At 51.5% G+C, this 16,957-nt stretch carries 21 protein-coding genes, 4 tRNA genes and 1 other annotated feature; of the genes, 16 read left to right on the top strand and 9 right to left on the bottom strand.

Annotated features, from left to right (window positions below):
- Window position 1: 1 nt before the first annotated feature.
- The 3 genes from PHV74_05230 to PHV74_05220 form a co-directional block, all read right to left on the bottom strand.
- Window positions 2–553: a 2-oxoacid:acceptor oxidoreductase family protein gene (locus PHV74_05230; protein ID MDD5093767.1), complete on the bottom strand. Its 552-nt coding sequence runs from the start codon at window positions 551–553 to the stop codon at window positions 2–4.
- An 88-nt stretch (window positions 554–641) separates the two neighbouring features.
- A tRNA-Arg gene (locus PHV74_05225) sits at window positions 642–713 on the bottom strand.
- Window positions 714–884: 171 nt separating this feature from the next.
- Window positions 885–2,549 carry an NAD-dependent malic enzyme gene (locus PHV74_05220; protein ID MDD5093766.1) on the bottom strand — a complete coding sequence of 555 codons (1,665 nt, stop codon included), beginning with the start codon at window positions 2,547–2,549 and terminating at the stop codon, window positions 885–887.
- A gap of 358 nt (window positions 2,550–2,907) precedes the next feature.
- On the opposite strand from PHV74_05220, the gene PHV74_05215 reads away from it, so the two are divergent.
- From PHV74_05215 to PHV74_05205, 3 genes are all read left to right on the top strand, one after another.
- Entirely contained in the window at window positions 2,908–4,038 is a 1,131-nt protein-coding gene (locus PHV74_05215; GenBank protein MDD5093765.1) for an acyl-CoA/acyl-ACP dehydrogenase, read from the top strand.
- A gap of 208 nt (window positions 4,039–4,246) precedes the next feature.
- Window positions 4,247–5,185: a universal stress protein gene (locus PHV74_05210; protein ID MDD5093764.1), complete on the top strand. Its 939-nt coding sequence runs from the start codon at window positions 4,247–4,249 to the stop codon at window positions 5,183–5,185.
- A gap of 88 nt (window positions 5,186–5,273) precedes the next feature.
- On the top strand, window positions 5,274–5,486 hold the full coding sequence (locus PHV74_05205) for a hypothetical protein (protein ID MDD5093763.1): 213 nt from the start codon (window positions 5,274–5,276) through the stop codon (window positions 5,484–5,486).
- Between the two features lie 24 nt (window positions 5,487–5,510).
- On the opposite strand, the gene selA is transcribed toward PHV74_05205, so the two are convergent.
- Window positions 5,511–6,911, bottom strand: coding sequence for an L-seryl-tRNA(Sec) selenium transferase (gene selA / locus PHV74_05200; GenBank protein ID MDD5093762.1), 1,401 nt, complete (start codon window positions 6,909–6,911; stop codon window positions 5,511–5,513).
- A 163-nt stretch (window positions 6,912–7,074) separates the two neighbouring features.
- On the opposite strand from selA, the gene PHV74_05195 reads away from it, so the two are divergent.
- From PHV74_05195 to rplL, 13 genes are all read left to right on the top strand, one after another.
- Window positions 7,075–7,965: a selenium metabolism-associated LysR family transcriptional regulator gene (locus PHV74_05195; protein ID MDD5093761.1), complete on the top strand. Its 891-nt coding sequence runs from the start codon at window positions 7,075–7,077 to the stop codon at window positions 7,963–7,965.
- A gap of 111 nt (window positions 7,966–8,076) precedes the next feature.
- The gene (locus PHV74_05190; protein MDD5093760.1) at window positions 8,077–8,835 is read left to right on the top strand and encodes a fumarylacetoacetate hydrolase family protein; all 759 of its coding nucleotides are present in this window, start codon (window positions 8,077–8,079) and stop codon (window positions 8,833–8,835) included.
- A gap of 93 nt (window positions 8,836–8,928) precedes the next feature.
- A tRNA-Thr gene (locus PHV74_05185) sits at window positions 8,929–9,001 on the top strand.
- A 6-nt stretch (window positions 9,002–9,007) separates the two neighbouring features.
- Window positions 9,008–9,090 (top strand) — tRNA-Tyr (locus PHV74_05180).
- A gap of 129 nt (window positions 9,091–9,219) precedes the next feature.
- A tRNA-Thr gene (locus PHV74_05175) sits at window positions 9,220–9,291 on the top strand.
- 96 nt (window positions 9,292–9,387) lie between these two features.
- A complete protein-coding gene (gene tuf / locus PHV74_05170; GenBank protein MDD5093759.1) occupies window positions 9,388–10,587 on the top strand; it encodes an elongation factor Tu in 1,200 nt (399 codons plus the stop codon).
- A gap of 37 nt (window positions 10,588–10,624) precedes the next feature.
- The gene (gene rpmG, locus PHV74_05165; GenBank protein MDD5093758.1) at window positions 10,625–10,795 is read left to right on the top strand and encodes a 50S ribosomal protein L33; all 171 of its coding nucleotides are present in this window, start codon (window positions 10,625–10,627) and stop codon (window positions 10,793–10,795) included.
- Window positions 10,796–10,807: 12 nt separating this feature from the next.
- Window positions 10,808–11,023: a preprotein translocase subunit SecE gene (gene secE / locus PHV74_05160; GenBank protein MDD5093757.1), complete on the top strand. Its 216-nt coding sequence runs from the start codon at window positions 10,808–10,810 to the stop codon at window positions 11,021–11,023.
- A gap of 6 nt (window positions 11,024–11,029) precedes the next feature.
- A complete protein-coding gene (gene nusG, locus PHV74_05155; protein MDD5093756.1) occupies window positions 11,030–11,563 on the top strand; it encodes a transcription termination/antitermination protein NusG in 534 nt (177 codons plus the stop codon).
- A 2-nt stretch (window positions 11,564–11,565) separates the two neighbouring features.
- Window positions 11,566–12,006 carry a 50S ribosomal protein L11 gene (rplK, locus tag PHV74_05150; protein ID MDD5093755.1) on the top strand — a complete coding sequence of 147 codons (441 nt, stop codon included), beginning with the start codon at window positions 11,566–11,568 and terminating at the stop codon, window positions 12,004–12,006.
- Between the two features lie 2 nt (window positions 12,007–12,008).
- The gene (rplA, locus tag PHV74_05145; protein MDD5093754.1) at window positions 12,009–12,722 is read left to right on the top strand and encodes a 50S ribosomal protein L1; all 714 of its coding nucleotides are present in this window, start codon (window positions 12,009–12,011) and stop codon (window positions 12,720–12,722) included.
- A gap of 34 nt (window positions 12,723–12,756) precedes the next feature.
- Window positions 12,757–12,894, top strand: a sequence feature (ribosomal protein L10 leader region).
- A gap of 23 nt (window positions 12,895–12,917) precedes the next feature.
- Window positions 12,918–13,445, top strand: a complete 528-nt coding sequence (gene rplJ / locus PHV74_05140) for a 50S ribosomal protein L10 (protein ID MDD5093753.1) — start codon at window positions 12,918–12,920, stop codon at window positions 13,443–13,445.
- 1 nt (window position 13,446) lies between these two features.
- Window positions 13,447–13,833 (top strand): 50S ribosomal protein L7/L12, encoded by a 387-nt coding sequence (gene rplL / locus PHV74_05135; GenBank protein ID MDD5093752.1) that lies wholly within the window; start codon window positions 13,447–13,449, stop codon window positions 13,831–13,833.
- Window positions 13,834–13,847: 14 nt separating this feature from the next.
- Here rplL and rimM read toward each other — a convergent pair whose 3' ends face one another.
- From rimM to dnaN, 5 genes are read right to left on the bottom strand one after another with little or no spacing between them, the layout of a single operon-like run.
- Complete coding sequence (rimM, locus tag PHV74_05130) at window positions 13,848–14,375, bottom strand: ribosome maturation factor RimM (protein ID MDD5093751.1); 528 nt, start codon at window positions 14,373–14,375, stop codon at window positions 13,848–13,850.
- A gap of 18 nt (window positions 14,376–14,393) precedes the next feature.
- Entirely contained in the window at window positions 14,394–14,621 is a 228-nt protein-coding gene (locus PHV74_05125; GenBank protein MDD5093750.1) for a KH domain-containing protein, read from the bottom strand.
- On the bottom strand, window positions 14,618–14,884 hold the full coding sequence (gene rpsP, locus PHV74_05120; GenBank protein ID MDD5093749.1) for a 30S ribosomal protein S16: 267 nt from the start codon (window positions 14,882–14,884) through the stop codon (window positions 14,618–14,620). Before rpsP ends, PHV74_05125 begins: the two co-directional genes overlap by 4 nt.
- A 16-nt stretch (window positions 14,885–14,900) precedes the next feature.
- The gene (locus PHV74_05115; protein ID MDD5093748.1) at window positions 14,901–15,608 is read right to left on the bottom strand and encodes an acetate--CoA ligase family protein; all 708 of its coding nucleotides are present in this window, start codon (window positions 15,606–15,608) and stop codon (window positions 14,901–14,903) included.
- Between the two features lie 16 nt (window positions 15,609–15,624).
- Window positions 15,625–16,758 (bottom strand): DNA polymerase III subunit beta, encoded by a 1,134-nt coding sequence (dnaN, locus tag PHV74_05110; GenBank protein MDD5093747.1) that lies wholly within the window; start codon window positions 16,756–16,758, stop codon window positions 15,625–15,627.
- Window positions 16,759–16,957 lie beyond the last annotated feature (199 nt).

The raw sequence follows: 16,957 nt of genomic DNA, 5'->3' as shown, positions 1-16,957 counted from the left end.
TCTAGCGGTCCTCCATAGCGATTTCTGCATAGGCCCGTCTCATCGAGGCGTCGTTCTTATCGGCCACCTTTCCGAAACGATGCTGCAATGGCCCGCTCATGTCGTCGAGCGTAACCAAACCGGCAACCTTCAACAAAGCCCCGATCATGGTGGTGTTGGTGATGGCCAGACCGATTGTCTCTTTGGCGATCTTGGTGGCATCGACGGTGGCTACTCGGAAACCATTGCCATAAGCAGCTTTGATTTCTGCCAGCGGCCGTTTGGTGTTGACGATCAGGGTCCCGCCTTTCTTGAGACCCGAAGTCACATTAACCACGCGGAGCAAGTCTGGATTGAGAACCACTACTACATCCGGCTCGGATATCTCCGCTCTCACTCTGATGGGCTCATCGTCCACTCTGAGGAAGGCCTGCACCGGAGCGCCTCTTCTCTCAGGCCCGAAGCTGGGGAACGATTGGCCGTACTTCCCTTTCTCGATGGCAGCAAGGGCGACTAGTTCGGCAGAAGTTACTGCGCCTTGTCCTCCCCGGCCGTGCCAACGAACTTCTGTTATAGGCAAAACTGACCTCCTTTATTTTTCGGCCTGCGGTCAGCAGTTGTGAATAGGTTGAGTGCGGATTTTTGACTGCTGGCCTCTATAGCGCCCCTGGAGAGACTCGAACTCTCGCACCCGGCTCCGGAGGCCGGTACTCTATCCTCTGAGCTACAGGGGCACGACCGATAATCACTTACACTATATTACTCCATCTCGTAGAGCGCTTCAAGACGACAAAAACTTTAAGGGAAAATAGGAGGGCCGCTGAAAATATCGGTTTTCAGCGGCCCTTTGATGGCTGCTTGACGAACTGGGCCTGTTTCTTCAGAAGGTCCCAGCTAGCTTAAGTCTAGTACTTTGGATCGTACATCTGGGATTTCATGAACGCCACAATATCGGCGGGTTTGCGTTTTTTCGTCAAGCCTCGCTTGAAAGCCACTTCCGCTGTTGCGGTGGCAACGACTGCGGAAAGATGTCGAATCATGCTCAAGGGTGGATAGATGCGCCCTTTCTCCAGATCAGACTCAGCTACTTCCCCGGCCAGCGCTTTGGCAGCGGCAGAGAACATTTCGTCTGTCACACGCTTGGCCCCACATGCAATAGCGCCCATTCCCACCCCCGGGAAGATATAGGCGTTGTTTCCCTGGCCCGGCACAAACGTTTTGCCGTTGAGCGTCACGGGGTCGAATGGGCTGCCGCTGGCGAACACGGCGCGGCCTTTCGACCATTTGTATGCTTCTTCAGCGGTACATTCGGCTTTAGATGTTGGGTTCGAGATGGCGAACACGATCGGCCTTTCGTTGATCTTCGACACAGCCTCTATAATCGACTGAGTGAATGTTTTGGGCTGGGCAGAGGCTCCGATGATCACTGTTGGCTTGAGTGCTTCAACGGCAGAAAGGAAATCCGTCACCGGCTTATGCTCGTGAGCGTAAGGGAGCTTGTGCTCGGCCAAGTCAGTCCGGCTCTTGATGACCAATCCTTTGGAGTCCACAAACCAGCACTGCTGCCGTGCCTTCTCTTCGGACAGCCCTTCTTCTATCATTGCGGCGACGATCAAATCGGCGATTCCTGTCCCCGCTTCGCCGGCGCCCTGGAACAGTATCTTTTGCTTTTCTAACTTGCCCCCGGTTATTCGCATGGCAGAATATAGGCCCGATACGATAACAGATCCTGTTCCCTGGATATCATCATTGAAAGTGCAAATCCGGTCTCGATACTTGGTCAATAGACGGAAGGCGTTGGTGTTGCCGAAATCCTCGAACTGGATCAATGGTTCGGGAAAGACCTCCTGGGTTGCCACGATAAACTCTTCCACCAAATCGTCGTAGGCCTGTCCCCGAAGACGTTTCTCCCGTATGCCTATGTAAAGAGGGTCATTGAGCTTGGCTTCGCTATTGGTTCCAACATCGAGCGTTACGGGGAGACACTGTGCCGGATTGATGCCGGCGCAGGCGATATAGAGGGAAAGCTTGCCGATCGGGATACCCATTCCGTCAGCGCCCTGGTCTCCAAGTCCCAGAATTCGCTCGCCGTCGGTGACCACGATAATGCGCACGTCTTTCTGTGGCCAAGTTCGGAGGATATCGGCGATCTTCCCCTTGTCTTTCGGCGTAATGAAAAGGCCTCGCGGCTTCTCGAAAATATGGCTGAACTCCTGGCATGCTTGTCCGACCACCGGCGTGTAGATGAGCGGCATCATCTCGGTGACATTATCCATGACCACCCGATAGAATAGGTCCTCATTGGAGTCCTGAATTGACCGGAGATAGATGTGCTTTTCAAAAGGAGTTGCTCTCTTGTGGTAGTTCTCCATAACCCGCTTGACCTGCTCATCCTGAGAGAGAACATACGGCGGCAGAAAACCACGAATGCCGCAACTGTCCCGCTCCTGCTCGGTGAATGCGGTATCTTTGTTCAAGAATGGCTCACGCAGCAGATTGACTCCCTTTGGGGTACCTCTTTTACAGCTGGTTCTCTTGTTGCTTGGATTATTCTCTGTTGTTTTTGCCATAACCCCCTTACCTTGTCCTTTCCCATCCACGCTCGGACGGTCTTTTTTTTGTTCTCGACTCTCTTACCTGCCGGTTGACTGGGCTGTTGTTGCTGAGTATAGCTTGATCCCTTTGGTTTTCAAACCGGGGTAATTATATCATCTTGCTGACGGATTTCACAAATGTCTCTTGGTGATGGGATTTTCTAGCAGTCAGTGTGGGCCGGATAGAGCCGGAATGCCCAAAACTCTGTTGACAGACAAATTGTACCTGTGCTACGATGACCTTTGGTTTGATGGCATCATCGGCTATGGGTGTGGGCGATGTTTGCGGGGATAGGCCGTTCGTTTGCACGTTACATAAAGCAGGAGGTTTAAGGTGGACTTTGATCTGAATGAAGAACAAGAGATGCTGCAGAAAATGTCTCGGGATTTTCTCATCAACAGATGTCCCGGACCGGAAGTTAGAAAGCTGATGGATGAAGGGGAAAATCCTCCTCCTGAGTTGTGGAAAGAGATGGCGGATCTGGGGTGGATGGGGTTGGCGTTCCCTCCGCAATACGGTGGTGAGGGGGGGAGCTTCCTTGATTTAGTGGTGCTCCTCCAGGAGATGGGGCGTGCTGGTCTTCCTGGCCCATTCTTTTCCACTGTCACCAGCGGGCTGGCTGTCCTTCACATGGGAACAGAAGAGCAGAAAAAACAAATCCTCCCCTCGCTTTGCACGGGCGAATTGCTTCTCACCTCTGCTATCGTGGAAGAAGAAGTCAAATACGATGCTTCGGGAATCGATGTGAAGGCCACTCAAGAAAAAGACCAATTTGTTCTCTCAGGCGTGAAGAAGTTTGTTCCGGAAGCGGATACGGCCAATTACATCATCTGTTTTGCCAGGACGAGTAAGGCTCAGGGCGAACAGGATGGCGTCACGTTGTTCCTGATTGATCGGACCACCCCTGGCGTGGAAGTCACGGTGCTTAAGCCGCTGGATGGATCGAGGCAGTGTAATGTCCGCTTCAACAATGTGAAGGTTTCGGCCAGTGCTGTTTTGGGGCAAGTGGATAAAGGCTGGCACGGTTTCCAGAAGGTTTTAGAGATGTGTACTATCGCCAAGTGTGCCGAGATGCTCGGTGGCGCTGAGGCGATATTAGCGATGTCATCCCAGTATTCCAAGGAGCGCGTCCAATTTGGTAAGCCTATCGGATCTTACCAGGCGATCCAGCATCGCGGTGCTGACATGGCGATCGATGTGGATGCGATGAGGCTTACTACTTATGATGCGGCTTGGATGCTATCGGAAGGTATCCCTTGTGCCAAGGAAGTGGCCATTGCCAAAGGATGGGCCAGCGATGCTTTCCGCAGAGTCGTTTTTGGCGGTATGAGAATCCACGGCGGGAATGGCTTCATGCTGGAGCATGACGTCACCATTCATTACCGGAAAGCCCTTGCCAGCGAGTACTATTTTGGCGATGCCAGACATCATCGGAAAGTGATCTTGGAACAGATCGGCGCTTAAGATCGCCCGAATCGTTTACCGAAACAAATCCCCCCACAGCTTGCGGTGGGGGGATTTTGCTATATATGAGGATTCGGCTGGGCGCCTTTCACCTCGAAGAAGTAGAATACTGACATCGTGGCCCGGGCATGATACAATTCTCTCATTAATCAGGGCCATGAGCTACATGCGCGATATCCACTCTTGAATCTTTAATCGGGGGTATCCTATGTACAAGAAAATGCTTGTTCCGTTGGATGGTTCGAATGTGGCCGAGATAGAGTTCGAGTACGCGATGCAGCTTGCTCGCAGACTCAACCTGGACCCGATATTCATGAATGTTTGCGATCCGGAGGAAGCGGAAATGGCTCCGATGCATCGAGCATATATCAATCAGATTGTCGAGATTGCGAGTCGTGATTTTGGGGACGTCAAAACGACTGCATCTTTTGAAACAAGGGGCAGGGCTCCAAAAGCGCGAGGTGAAATGGTGGTCGGCAAACCCGAACAAGAGGTGCTTCGCCTCGCTGAAAAACATAATGTTGATTTGATTCTCATGTCAACTCATGGGCATTCAGGAATCGGTGTTTGGGGTGTAGGCAGTGTGGCTCTTCGAGTTCTCAGTACTTCTACTGTCCCTGTTTGGTTGGTTCCGGCGACAGTACCCGGGGAGATCGTTCATAACGAGTGGCCGGATACGAGATTTCTGGTTGCGTTGGATGGTTCGAAGATGGCGGAAGCAGTACTCCCGCATGTTGAGGCGGTTGCCAGACAGCGGGGGGGTGAGCTGGTAGAGGTAATTCTGCTCAGAGTTTATGAGCCTGCACCTATCCCCTCGGATACGCTGAAATCGACGATATCCCCAAAGCCGAAATCTGACGCAGTTCCGAAAGTAGTGGAATCCCTGAGCGATTGCGAGGACTATCTGCGCGGAGTGGAGAAACGTCTTCGCGATGCTGGACTCAAGGTACAATCAGAGACAGTGGTAGGTGATCCTGCCAGCGAGATCATAAACTATGCACAGGGACATCCGTTCAATCTCGTCTTTTTGTCAACCTGTGGGCGATCAGGACGAGCGCAGCTACCCTATGGCAGTGTTGCGGGAAAAGTCCTCAAGCGAATCTCCAGCCCGATATTTGTGGTCAGGCCCTCCCAAAAGGAATGCTGAAACATTCCGGTGAGACTTCTCATCGGCCTCATGATAAAAGGTTTCCTTATGCTACAATAGCCTCGATTTTTCGCAGAAGGAGGGGAACGTGACTTGGTGGATTTGCAGTGAATGCGACTATGTCTTTGAAGCTGAAGCGCCTCCAGATGTATGCCCTTCGTGTCAGTCTAAATGTGTCTATAGCGATGTTACTTGCTACATCCCTGATTGCGGCGGACCCGGCAATCTGGACCCGAAACTCGTTGCCCTGAAAGCCAACGAAGCCAAGATGCAAGGGCGGGTCAAAAAACCTAGGCAGTAGAGTATGATCCCCCTTCAGAAAGGGTCAAGGCATGGTCAAGAGGACTTTGCGTACGGCCTGAAGCATGTCGGCATCTTGTTCAGGAAGGACGCTTCGGGGATCGAGGACCAGAGTCTTGTGTTCGATGCGACCTATCAGCGGCATGGAGGCCAGTCTCAGCTTTTGTGCTAGGTCCATTACCTTTGTATTGCTGGGTATCTGGATGGTGGTCAGGCGAGTCGGCAGCGTACTTCCCGGCAGGCTTCCGCCACCCACTGTGGACTCTCCGGCTATCGTACTGGCCAGTTCGCCGATTTCCTGCGCCCACTGGTTGGCGCGCCTTTCGATCTCGTTGAGAGGAGAAGAAATCATGCGCCAGATCGGGATTTTACACAGGGCTTCTCCCTTGAGATAGTGGATGAGCGTGGCCGAAAGTGCCGCCAGCCGGATCTTGTCGATGCGCATTGCCCGCGCCAGCGGATGCTTTTTAAGTTTGGTTATCAGATGCTTTTCTCCCACGATGATGCCCGCTTGCGGCCCACCCAGGAGCTTATCCCCTGAAAAGAAGGTCAGTCCTGCACCGGCCGCAACGCTATCCTGTACCCTCGGCTCGGCATCCAGACCGAACACTGTGGTATCCAGAAGACAGCCGCTGCCTAGATCGTCAAACACGGGAATGCCCCGTCTCTTGCCTAGATCAGCCATCTCTTCTATGGTTACTTCCTGAGCGAACCCAACCACTTTGAAGTTGCTGGAGTGAACCCGCAGCAGGGCGGCAGTTCGAGGAGTGATCGCTTGCTCATAGTCGGCCGGATAAGTTCGATTGGTGGTTCCCACCTCCACCAGTTTGGCTCCGCTCTGGCGCATCACATCGGGGATGCGGAAGCCTCCGCCGATCTCCACCGCCTGTCCCCTCGATACAATGACCTCTTTTCTTTTGGCCAGCGCGCTGAGCCCCAGGAGTACAGCTGCAGCATTGTTATTGACAACCAGGGCGTCCTCAGCGGCGGTTAGTTGACATAATAAACGCTCGACATGAACATGGCGGGAGCCTCGCTTGCCGCTCTCGAGGTCGATCTCCAGGTTGTTGAATCCCTCTGAGGCCGATTTCATAGCGATGATCGCTTCCGGACTGAGGGGGGATCGGCCCAGATTGGTGTGGAGGATCACTCCGGTGGCGTTGATCACCGCCTTGGGGCCGACGGTTCCCAGAGACTGGATTCTGGATTCGGCGGTGATGGCAATCTGATCGAAGGTTGGACAGGGATTGCTCTGGCTCATGGATTCGCGCAGTTCTTCCAGATATCGACGCACTACATTGGTGACCGTATCGTGCGAGTATTCCCCGACGAGACGGGCAATGCGCTTCTCCACGAGAAGCTTATCCACGCTGGGAAGATTTCGGAAGTCCTCTTTTGACGCCACTATGCCTGAATTATATACCATACGAAGGAAAATGTACCCATCATGTTACTTGATGTCATGTGATTGGCGTCTCTGCAGGAATGGCACAGTCGAAGAGCGTGCAGTGGTAGCGGTGGGATGAGACTGGACATTGCAACTGCCTGCGATTTCATCTAGAATTTCTATAACTGCGCTGAGGATCCTGATGGATATCAAGCAACTCAAAACATTTTGTGCTGTAGCGGAGAAGAAGAGTTTCTCTCTGGCGGGTGAAACGCTGGGACTGACTCAACCGACGATCAGTTTCCAGATTGCCTCACTGGAGCAGGAGCTCCAAACCAAGCTGTTTGATCGCGGAGGGCGCATCACTACGCTCACCAGAGGCGGCGAGATTCTGCATCGGTATGCCTCTCAGGTTCTTGCCCTGACTTTGGAAGCAGAGCAGTCTATCCGGAAACTTCAAGGTCTCTTTTGGGGCGAGGTCAGTGTTGGCGCGAGCACGATTCCCGGCGAGTATATTCTCCCTCGCCTTCTGCAGAAATTCAAAGAGGCTCATCCGGGGATAGTGATCACCATGGCTGTCGGTGATACCAAGAGTATTGCAGACAAGGTACTCGCCAGTGAAGTGGAGGTCGGTGTAGTAGGAGCCAGCGAGAAGAATGAGAAACTCACTTTCGCCCGGTTTGTAACCGATGAACTAGTGTTGATTGCCCCGGCTCGGAACAGCTGGTTTGCCGCGGAAAAGGCGACATTGGAAGAGCTCAAAAGGGTTCCCTTCATTGCCAGAGAGATCGGCTCCGGTACCCGAACGATTGCTCAACAGAAGCTGAGGGAATCTGGGCTGAGTGTAGATGATCTGAATATTGCTATGACGCTGGGGAGTACCACTGCTGTCAAGGTGGCGGTCGAATCTGGAGCAGGAGTCTCTATCGTGTCCCGAAGAGCAGTTCAGCATGAAATCAAATTGGGATTGATCAAAGTGATGGATATTGAAGGGCTGGAACTCCGCCGTGATTTCTTTGTTGTCCACCGGAAACTGAAAGTGCTTTCCCCTGCAGCCGAGGCATTGCTTCAGTTTTTGGGCGAACAGCGTTGAGTGTCAACGGGAGTCCTTCATCAATGAGGGATCACCCAAAGTGAGGTGGTCCTGTCTCCCCTTATCCAGACTCCCCCATCGAGGAAGAGGAATTCTGTAACAGGAGATCAAATGCGTATCGTTCGGTTTTCTTGCTCTGGCAAGGTCAAATACGGCGTGATGGAAAAGGACTTGATCCGTGGGTTGAGGGGAGGACCGTTTACTCGTCTGTTGATGGACGGGAGCACATATCATTTGGAAGAAGTGAAGTTGCTTGCTCCCTGTATGCCGTCAAAGATTGTTTGCCTGGGGTTAAATTACCGCAGTCATGCTGTGGAGACCAGAATGTCCATCCCCCGAGTGCCATTGATCTTCCTTAAACCTTCTACGGCGGTCATTGGCCCCGATGATCAGATTGTGTTGCCGAGGGAATCCAGACGGGTGGATTATGAAGGGGAGTTGGGTGTGGTTATCTGCAAAAGTGCCAGGCATGTATCTGAAGGCAAGGCAAAGGAATACGTATTGGGGTATACTTGCTTCAATGATGTCTCGGAGCGGCATAATCAGCGGGATGATGGCCAATGGACTCGAGCCAAAGGGTATGACACTTTTGCGCCAATAGGGCCGTGGATTGAGACGGAGATTGAGGCGGATGATCTGATGCTGCAGACATTCCTCAATGGCCAAAGGCAACAGTCTATCAGCACCAGCGACTTGATCTTTGGCATTGACAGGCTTATCAATTTTATTTCCGGGGTGATGACGCTCTTGCCTGGTGATGTTATTGCTACGGGAACCCCATCGGGTATCGGGCCGATGAATCCGGGCGATACCGTTGAGGTCAAGATTGACGGCATAGGCACACTGAAGAACACGGTTGTGCGCGAGTAAGGGGCTCTTTTCCCGGATTGAGGGCCTCAGATTCGCCTTGACTTTCGAACACACTCAGTTTATACTACTATTCCTGTAAGAATGGAAGTATGAGCCCGGATGGCGCAATGGTAGCGCGGCCGACTTGTAATCGGCAGGTTAGCGGGTTCGAATCCCCTTCCGGGCTTATTGAGGAGGGGTGGGTGAGCGGCTAATACCAGCAGACTGTAAATCTGCCGCTGAAAGGCTACGTAGGTTCGAATCCTACCCCCTCCACTTGTTTATAATGCGTGTTATGCGCATGGCCATGAACTGCATTGACTAGATGCCGCTGGATCTTCTATTGACACCCATTCGTCAGTGAAGTACAATCATAAAGTCTATGCACTGTAGCTCTACCGGTATGCCCCCGTAGCTCAGTGGTAGAGCGCACCCTTGGTAAGGGTGAGGCCATCAGTTCAAGCCTGATCGGGGGCTTAATCGTGACCTTTTTCTTGGTGAGAGTGGGGTTGCCATTCGGGTTTGGCGAAGCTAAGTAGCGAATGTTGAGAGAAACTAAGGAGGAATTTGAACATGGCCAAGAAAGTTTTTGAACGTAAGAAGCCACATCTCAATGTTGGTACAATCGGGCATGTGGATCATGGTAAGACGACGCTCACAGCGGCAATCACAAAGGTGTTGGCGGCTAGTAATCCTGAAGTGAGCTTCCGTGCGTTTGATAGTATTGATAACGCTCCTGAAGAGAAGGCCAGGGGTGTTACCATTGCTATTGCTCACATTGAATACGAGACGGAGAAGCGCCATTATGCTCACGTAGATTGTCCGGGACATGCTGACTATATCAAGAATATGATTACCGGCGCAGCGCAGATGGATGGCGCCATATTAGTGGTGGCGGCGGATGATGGGGCTATGCCGCAAACGCGTGAGCACCTGCTCTTAGCGCGTCAGGTGAACGTGCCGTCAATCGTTGTTGCCCTGAACAAGGTAGACATTGTTGACGACGCTGATTTGCTTGAAGTGACTGAGATGGAGTTGAGGGAAGATATATTGCCGAAATATGGTTTCCCTACTGATACTCCGATAATACGTGTCAGCGCGGTCAAGGCGTTGGAGTGCGGGTGCGGCAAGCGGGAGTGTCAGTGGTGTGGCCAAGTTTTGAAATTGATGGATGCCGTTGACAACTATATCCCGCTTCCCGAGCGCAAAATAGACTTGCCGTTCCTGATGCCGGTAGAAGATGTGTTTAGTATCAAAGGTCGTGGAACTGTAGCTACAGGCAGAATAGAGCGGGGCAAGGTCAAGGTAGGAGAAGAAGTGGAGATAGTAGGGCTGGGCACGACGAGAAAAGTTGTGGTGACCGGTGTTGAGATGTTCCACAAACAATTAACGGAAGGTTTATCCGGCGATGCAGTGGGATGCTTGATCCGAGGGATTGAGCGAGAAGATATTGAACGGGGCATGGTGCTGGCAAAGCCTGGATCGATCAAGCCGCTGACGGATTTCAGCGGTCAAGTCTATGTGTTGTCGAAAGAGGAGGGCGGAAGGCATACGCCGTTCTTTAGCGGATACAAGCCCCAGTTTTATATCCGAACGATGGATATCACTGGAGCACTTGAATTGCCAGCCGGTGTTGAAATGGCATTGCCTGGTGACAATGTTCTGATGAAAATAAAGTTGATAACCCCGGTGGCGCTTGAGGAGGGTTTGCGGTTTGCTATCAGGGAAGGTGGGAGGACAGTGGGCTCTGGGGTTATAACTAAAGTCGCCTAAATTCGTGGAGCAGAGATTTTAATCTGAAATAGCTAGAATGGCAAAAAAGAAAGGTGATACACGCATTACAATAACTCTTGCTTGCAGTCAGTGCAAGGAGAGAACTTACACTACAGCCAAGAACAAACGGAATGATCCTGCGCGGTTGGAGCTCAATAAATACTGTCCTCGTTGCCGCGTTCATACTCCACACCGCGAAGGTAAATGAGGTAGCCATAAGATGAAGCGACAACTTGCGGCAACGAAAGAGGCTAAGCCCCGATTCCAGTTTGTGAGGGATATAGTTGCTGAGTTGAAGAAAGTCGCTTGGCCCTCTAGGGAGGATGCAGCTCGTCTTACGGTGATCGTGTTGGTTGTGACAGCGGCCATGGCGGTTGCGCTTGGGGGTCTCGACTGGGTTTTTGCCAAGTTCACGGACACAGTCCTGATAAAGTGAGGTTTAATGGAAGGGAACGGGAAAAACTGGTATGTGATTCACACCTATTCGGGTTATGAGGAACGTACCAAGGCCAATCTGGATAACAGGATTGAGTTCATGGATGTGAGGGACAAGATCTTTCAGGTTGTGGTGCCTACAGAGAATGAGATCGAGATCAGAGGTGGAGAACGGCGCACCATAGCACGGAAGATGCTTCCGGGCTATGTTCTGGTTCAAATGAAAATGGATGAGGAAAGCTGGTATGTGGTCCGTAACACGCCTGGAGTCACTGGATTTGTGGCATCGGGAAGCCGACCCATACCGCTGGATGAAGAAGAAGTCCAAGGCATACTGAATCGGATGAGCTCCACTGTTCCAAAAGTGAAGATTGGTTTCTCTGCAGGAGACAACATTCGAATCGTAGATGGGCCCTTTGCTGAATTCATTGGGACCGTGAGCGATATTAACCTTGAGAAGGGGAAAGTACGAGTTATGGTGTCTTTCTTTGGGCGGGAGACTCCGATTGAACTCGACTTATCACAGGTGCAAACGATTTAATTATGGCAAAGAAAGTAAAGACAATTCTCAAAATCCAACTTCCTGCGGGAGCCGCGACTCCTGCTCCTCCCGTGGGGCCTGCCTTGGGGCAGCACGGAGTTAACATCATGGCCTTTTGCAAGGAGTACAACGATCGCACGGCATCTCAAGCCGGATCGATTGTCCCGGCCGAGATCACCATCTTCGACGATCGGTCATTCACATTTATAATCAAGGCGCCACCTGTAGCCGATATGTTGAAGAAGGCTGCCAAATTGGAAAAGGGGAGCCAGACACCTGGAGCGAAGAAAGTAGGAAGTGTAACCAGTGACAAGGTCAAAGAGATTGCGCAGATAAAGATGAAGGATTTAAACGCCATCGATGTTGATGGCGCCATGCGGATCGTCGAAGGGACCGCAAGAAGCATGGGGATTGAAGTAATGAAAAGCGAAGGATCGAACTAATCATGGCAAATCATGGTAAGAAATATCAAGAAGCAGCCAAGCTAGTGGAAAAAGATAAGCTGTACGCTCCAAAAGAGGCTGTGGCTCTGGCAAAGAAAATTTCCTTCACTAAGTTCGATGAGACGGTTGAAATCCACTTCCGTCTCGGGGTCGATCCTCGCCATGCGGATCAACAGGTTCGAGGGGTGGCATCCCTTCCTAATGGTTTAGGTAAGCGGGTGAGGGTTCTGGTGTTCACCCAGGGAGAAGGGGATAAGCTTGCTAGAGATGCAGGGGCGGATTATGTTGGGGGTGAAGACCTGGTCAAACAGATAGAAGGCGGTTGGCTGGAATTTGATGTGGCTATCGCTACCCCGGACATGATGCCGAAGATAGCCAAGCTGGGGAAAATCATTGGACGACGCGGACTTATGCCTAATCCGAAGTCTGGGACTGTTGTCAATGCCGGTGACTTGCCCCGGGCGATTGCTGAAGTGAGAAAAGGAAGAGTGGAGTTCAAGCTGGACAAGACAGCACTGATCCATCTTCCCATTGGCAAGGCGAGTTTTTCCGAGGAGAAGCTCTTTGAAAATATGGCGTCAGTGGTTGAGGCCGTTGCCGGTGCAAGACCGAGCGGAGCCAAGGGGCAATTCATCCGAAGCGTTTCACTCGCAACATCCATGGGTCCTGGTATAGGGCTGGATGTCAGGCCGATACTTGAGAGTGGCGCATCCTAGTTCTGAAGGAGAGAAAGCCGGACATACGATAAACTGGTGATTTGAAGATACACCACAGAAAGTGGGTGCTGAAAAGCTTAAATTAATGCCTGCCGAGGTGATCCTGATTTTCGTGAGTTCATGCGAGTGAGGAGCCCTTGTGTTTGAGTGCGAGGGCTCTTTTTTGTATAAACGCCTTTATAAGAGGGAAGAAAGATGGCAAATAAAGAAGCAAAAGCGGAGTTGATCGCAGAAATAAAAGAAATGCTCGATCGTGCAGAGTTCGTGATCGCCACTGACTATCGAGGGCTCACTGTGGCAGGGATATCTGAGCTGAGAGCAAAACTGCGAGAACAAAAGGTTGACTATCGCGTAGTCAAGAATACTTTGGCGGCTTTTGCTGCCACTGAATCCGGGAAGGCCGATCTTTCCAAGTTTCTGGTAGGCCCAACGGCTCTGGCAATCGGGTATGATGATGTGGTCCAACCGACCAAGGTGGTGATGGACTACCTGCGTTCTTCAAAAGGAGCCATCAGCGTAAAGGGTGGAGTTCTTGGTGATAGGCTGCTAACGGAAGCGGATATCGAGGTGATATCCAGACTTCCTCCCAAAGAGGAACTTATCGCCAGGTGTGTTGGGCTTGTCCAATCGCCCATTAGCAGGTTGTTAAATGTTTTGAATGGCAATTTACAGGGGCTTGTTGGTCTGTTGCAGGCTAGAGCCAAACAGTTAGAAGGAGGATAAAATGACAGAGTCGCTAGGTAAGGATAAGTTGATCGAGGCTATTAAGCAGATGACCGTCATGGAACTGGCGGAATTGGTGAAGGCCCTGGAGGAGGAGTTTGGCGTTAGTGCAGCAGTGCCGGTTGCCATGGCTGCTCCAGCCGCAGGAGGCGCAGCAGCGCCGGCAGTAGAGGAACAGACAGAGTTTACTGTTATTCTCAAGAGCTTTGGTGAGAGCAAGATCAACGTGATAAAAGCGGTCCGTGAGGTCACTGCATTGGGATTGAAGGAAGCCAAGGAGTTGGTGGAAGCTGCTCCCAAACCCGTAAAAGAGGGCGTGACCAAAGAAGAAGCCGCTGCCATGAAGGCGAAGCTGGAAGCAGCAGGCGCTGCCGTCGAAGTAAAATAGAGTGTTGTTGTTGGTCAGTCCAATAGCCCGCTAATGACTTCGATGATCAGTTGCCCCTTCGTGATGTCGATGGACTTAACTACATCTGAAATAGCGGGGATGAGGATTTCTCCTCGAGGGCCATGCACTATGTAGACATCGTTGCTGGCGGTGGGCAGAATCTCGGTGATTCTGCCCACCGATTCCCCTTCAGTAGTCACCACCTCAAGTCCTACAAGCTGGAAACGATAGTATTCTCCTTCGGGTAAGGTGTGGGCTTCACGCAATGGTATCTCCAAGGCTTTCCCGCGGAGTTTATCGGCAGAGGGGATGTCATCTATGGTGCTGAGTTTGAGTATGAAATAGCCTTTGTGGGGATGGCTTCTCTCAATGGTCAGAGGGTGGCCATCGAGATACAATTTCCGCTGAGGTTCGAACCGGTCAGGGAAATCGGTCATCACCTCAACTGTGACCTCTCCGTGAATACCCCAGTGCCCGCGGATATATCCCACTGTCAAGAAATCATGGCTTTCCGTCTGCTTTTCGGATTCCGTGTTAGGCACTGTTTTTTTGTTGCCGGACTAGACGATTTCTAGGGAGGCGTGAATGCCACGCCTTACTGCTGCAATTCTGAGCAAGGTTCGGATGGCCCTGGCGGTTTGTCCTTGTTTGCCGATAACTTTGCCCTTATCTTCCAACGCTACTTCCAATTTGAAAATAACCCCATTCTCATCGGGGACTTCGGTAACCTTCACTTTGTCGGGATTATCTACAATAGCTCTGGAAATATACTCGATGAGCTCTTTCATTTCTTTTTCTCCGAGTTCAATTTCTCCAGAATTCCTTGTTTTTGAAGCAAGCTCTTGACCGTTGCTGACGGTTGGGCTCCTACTCTAAGCCATTTCAAAGCCTTCTCTTCGTCTATGGTGATCGTTGCCGGGTCGACCAGGGGGTTATAATGCCCGATGATCTCGACAAACGCTCCATCCCGCGGCGCGCGGATCTCCGTCGCCACTATCCGGTAGCTTCCCTGGTGTCTCCTGCCTACTCGCTGAAGTCTCAATCGAACCATTCCATTCGTCCTTTCTTTATTGGATCTGGGGCTCAAGTATTATTCTGGCATCCACCGCTATCACTCCATCAGGGTACGCGAACATCGGATTAAGATCGAGCTCTCTGATCTCGGGCGTCTGTTCGATGAAGCTTGAAAGTTTCAGCAGCGTCTCTTCCAGGCTGGTGATGTTGGCCGGCTCTTGCCCTCTATATCCCTTGAGTACCGGATATCCTTTTATCTCTTGAATCATTTGGGTGGCATCCCTTGGCACTAAAGGAACAATTCGGAAAGAAACGTCCTTGAGTACTTCCACGAAGACGCCACCGAGTCCAAACATGAGCACCGGCCCAAACTGCGCGTCCTTGGACATGCCCATGATCACTTCTACGCCCGGACGGGACATCTTCTGGACCGATACGCCATATATCCTTGCCTCTGGCTCTTTTTGGTTTGCAGCGGCCATGATCTCGCTGTAGGCTCTGGTTGCTTCCGTCGTGTTCTTTATGCCCAGCTTAACACCCCCGATATCGCTCTTGTGAATGATATCGGGAGAGACGATCTTCATCGCTACCGGGAAACCCATCTCTTTAGCGATGGAGACGACCTCTTTTTTTGTCTTGGCCAGTTTGGTTTCGACTACTCTTATTCCTGCCTCTGCGATGATCTCTTTGGATTCGACTTCGGTCAAAGATGTCCGCCCATCTTCTTTGGCAATGCGGATGATTTCATTTTTCTTGCTCACTATGACTCTCTTTCACTTACCATTGAACAAACATCGGCATAATCACCTGAACCCAGTCATCATCGCCTATGGGACGAAAAACCCCCGGGCTTGAAGGATTGGTGGTCTCGAAGGCCACCTGCTCATCGTTGAGTACGCCGAATACGTCCATCAGATACTTGCTGTTAAATGCGATTTTGGAATCTTTTCCTTCAATGACGGCTTCGATTTCTCCGAGATTGTCGCCCACCTCTTCCGCCCGAGCAGTGACCACGATCCTTCCGGTGGGAAGTCCATTGCTGGGTGTTAGCGTAAGCCGCACAATGCCGCTCCCATCGCGGGCGAAGACCGATGCGCTCTTGGTAACCCGGAGGAATTCTGCCACATTCACCATGGCTCGAGTGGTGTAGCCTTGGGGAATGAGTTGACCGTAATTAGGAAATGTGCCCTGTATGAGTTGCGAGACGATCTCCGCACTCTTGAGGCGGAAAAGTATCTGGCTTCTTTGCGGATTAATTGTTAATTCAACAGGCTCATCCTGATCTCGAAGAAGCCGATCCAGTTCTCTCAGGGAACGCGATGGGATGATGATGCCCACTTCCTGCTCGATTGGCGCAGCCAAAGGCAGGGTATGCACCGCTAATCGGAAGCCATCAGCAGCAGCAAGCGTCAGTTTGTCTCCGCGGAGGTGTGCATAGCTTCCGGTAAGGACTGGTCTGGAGTCGTCCATTGCGGCTGCAAAGATGACCTGGTTTATAGCGGTTCGCAAAGGATGAGGGGCTACTCTTGCCGTTATTCCTTCCCCCACCCTTGGAATCGGGGGAAATTCATCAGCCTTCTGTCCGCTGATGCGAGCTTCAAATTTGGCGCACTTGAGCTCCATTGTCAGGGTTTCGGGAGCGACAGTCATCTCTATCTTTTCACTCGGCAGGGAGTTCACAAAATCGATCAGAAGTCCTGCCGGGATGGCGATAGATCCTTCTTCCTCTATCTGTGCCCCGATCCAGCAACTGATGGCAATCTCAAGGTTGGTGGCTGCCAGTTTCAGGCGGGATTGGTCTACGCTGATAAGGATATGGTTTGTGATTGGCAAGGTGGTTCGGGTAGCTATTGCTTTTCCGACTATCCCTAGAGCCCGATTAAGATTTTCCTGAAGACATGTTATACGCATTATTCATCCCTTGGGAATGGTAGCTGTACTATACTATAAAGTGCCTGTGGATTACAAGTGCTTGCATTGCTTCTTACTGCTTGCATTTGGTTGATTTCAGTCCCAGGGCCTATTATTGGTTTGAGGTGAGATATGGATAACAACAAGGTGATTTGCCCGCATTGCGGAAATACAGCGACTGTGAAATTCGGGAGTTATA

Source organism: Dehalococcoidia bacterium, from assembly GCA_028711995.1.
Classification (GTDB): domain Bacteria; phylum Chloroflexota; class Dehalococcoidia; order SZUA-161; family SpSt-899; genus JAQTRE01.
This window is presented reverse-complemented; position numbering and strand designations above follow the sequence as displayed.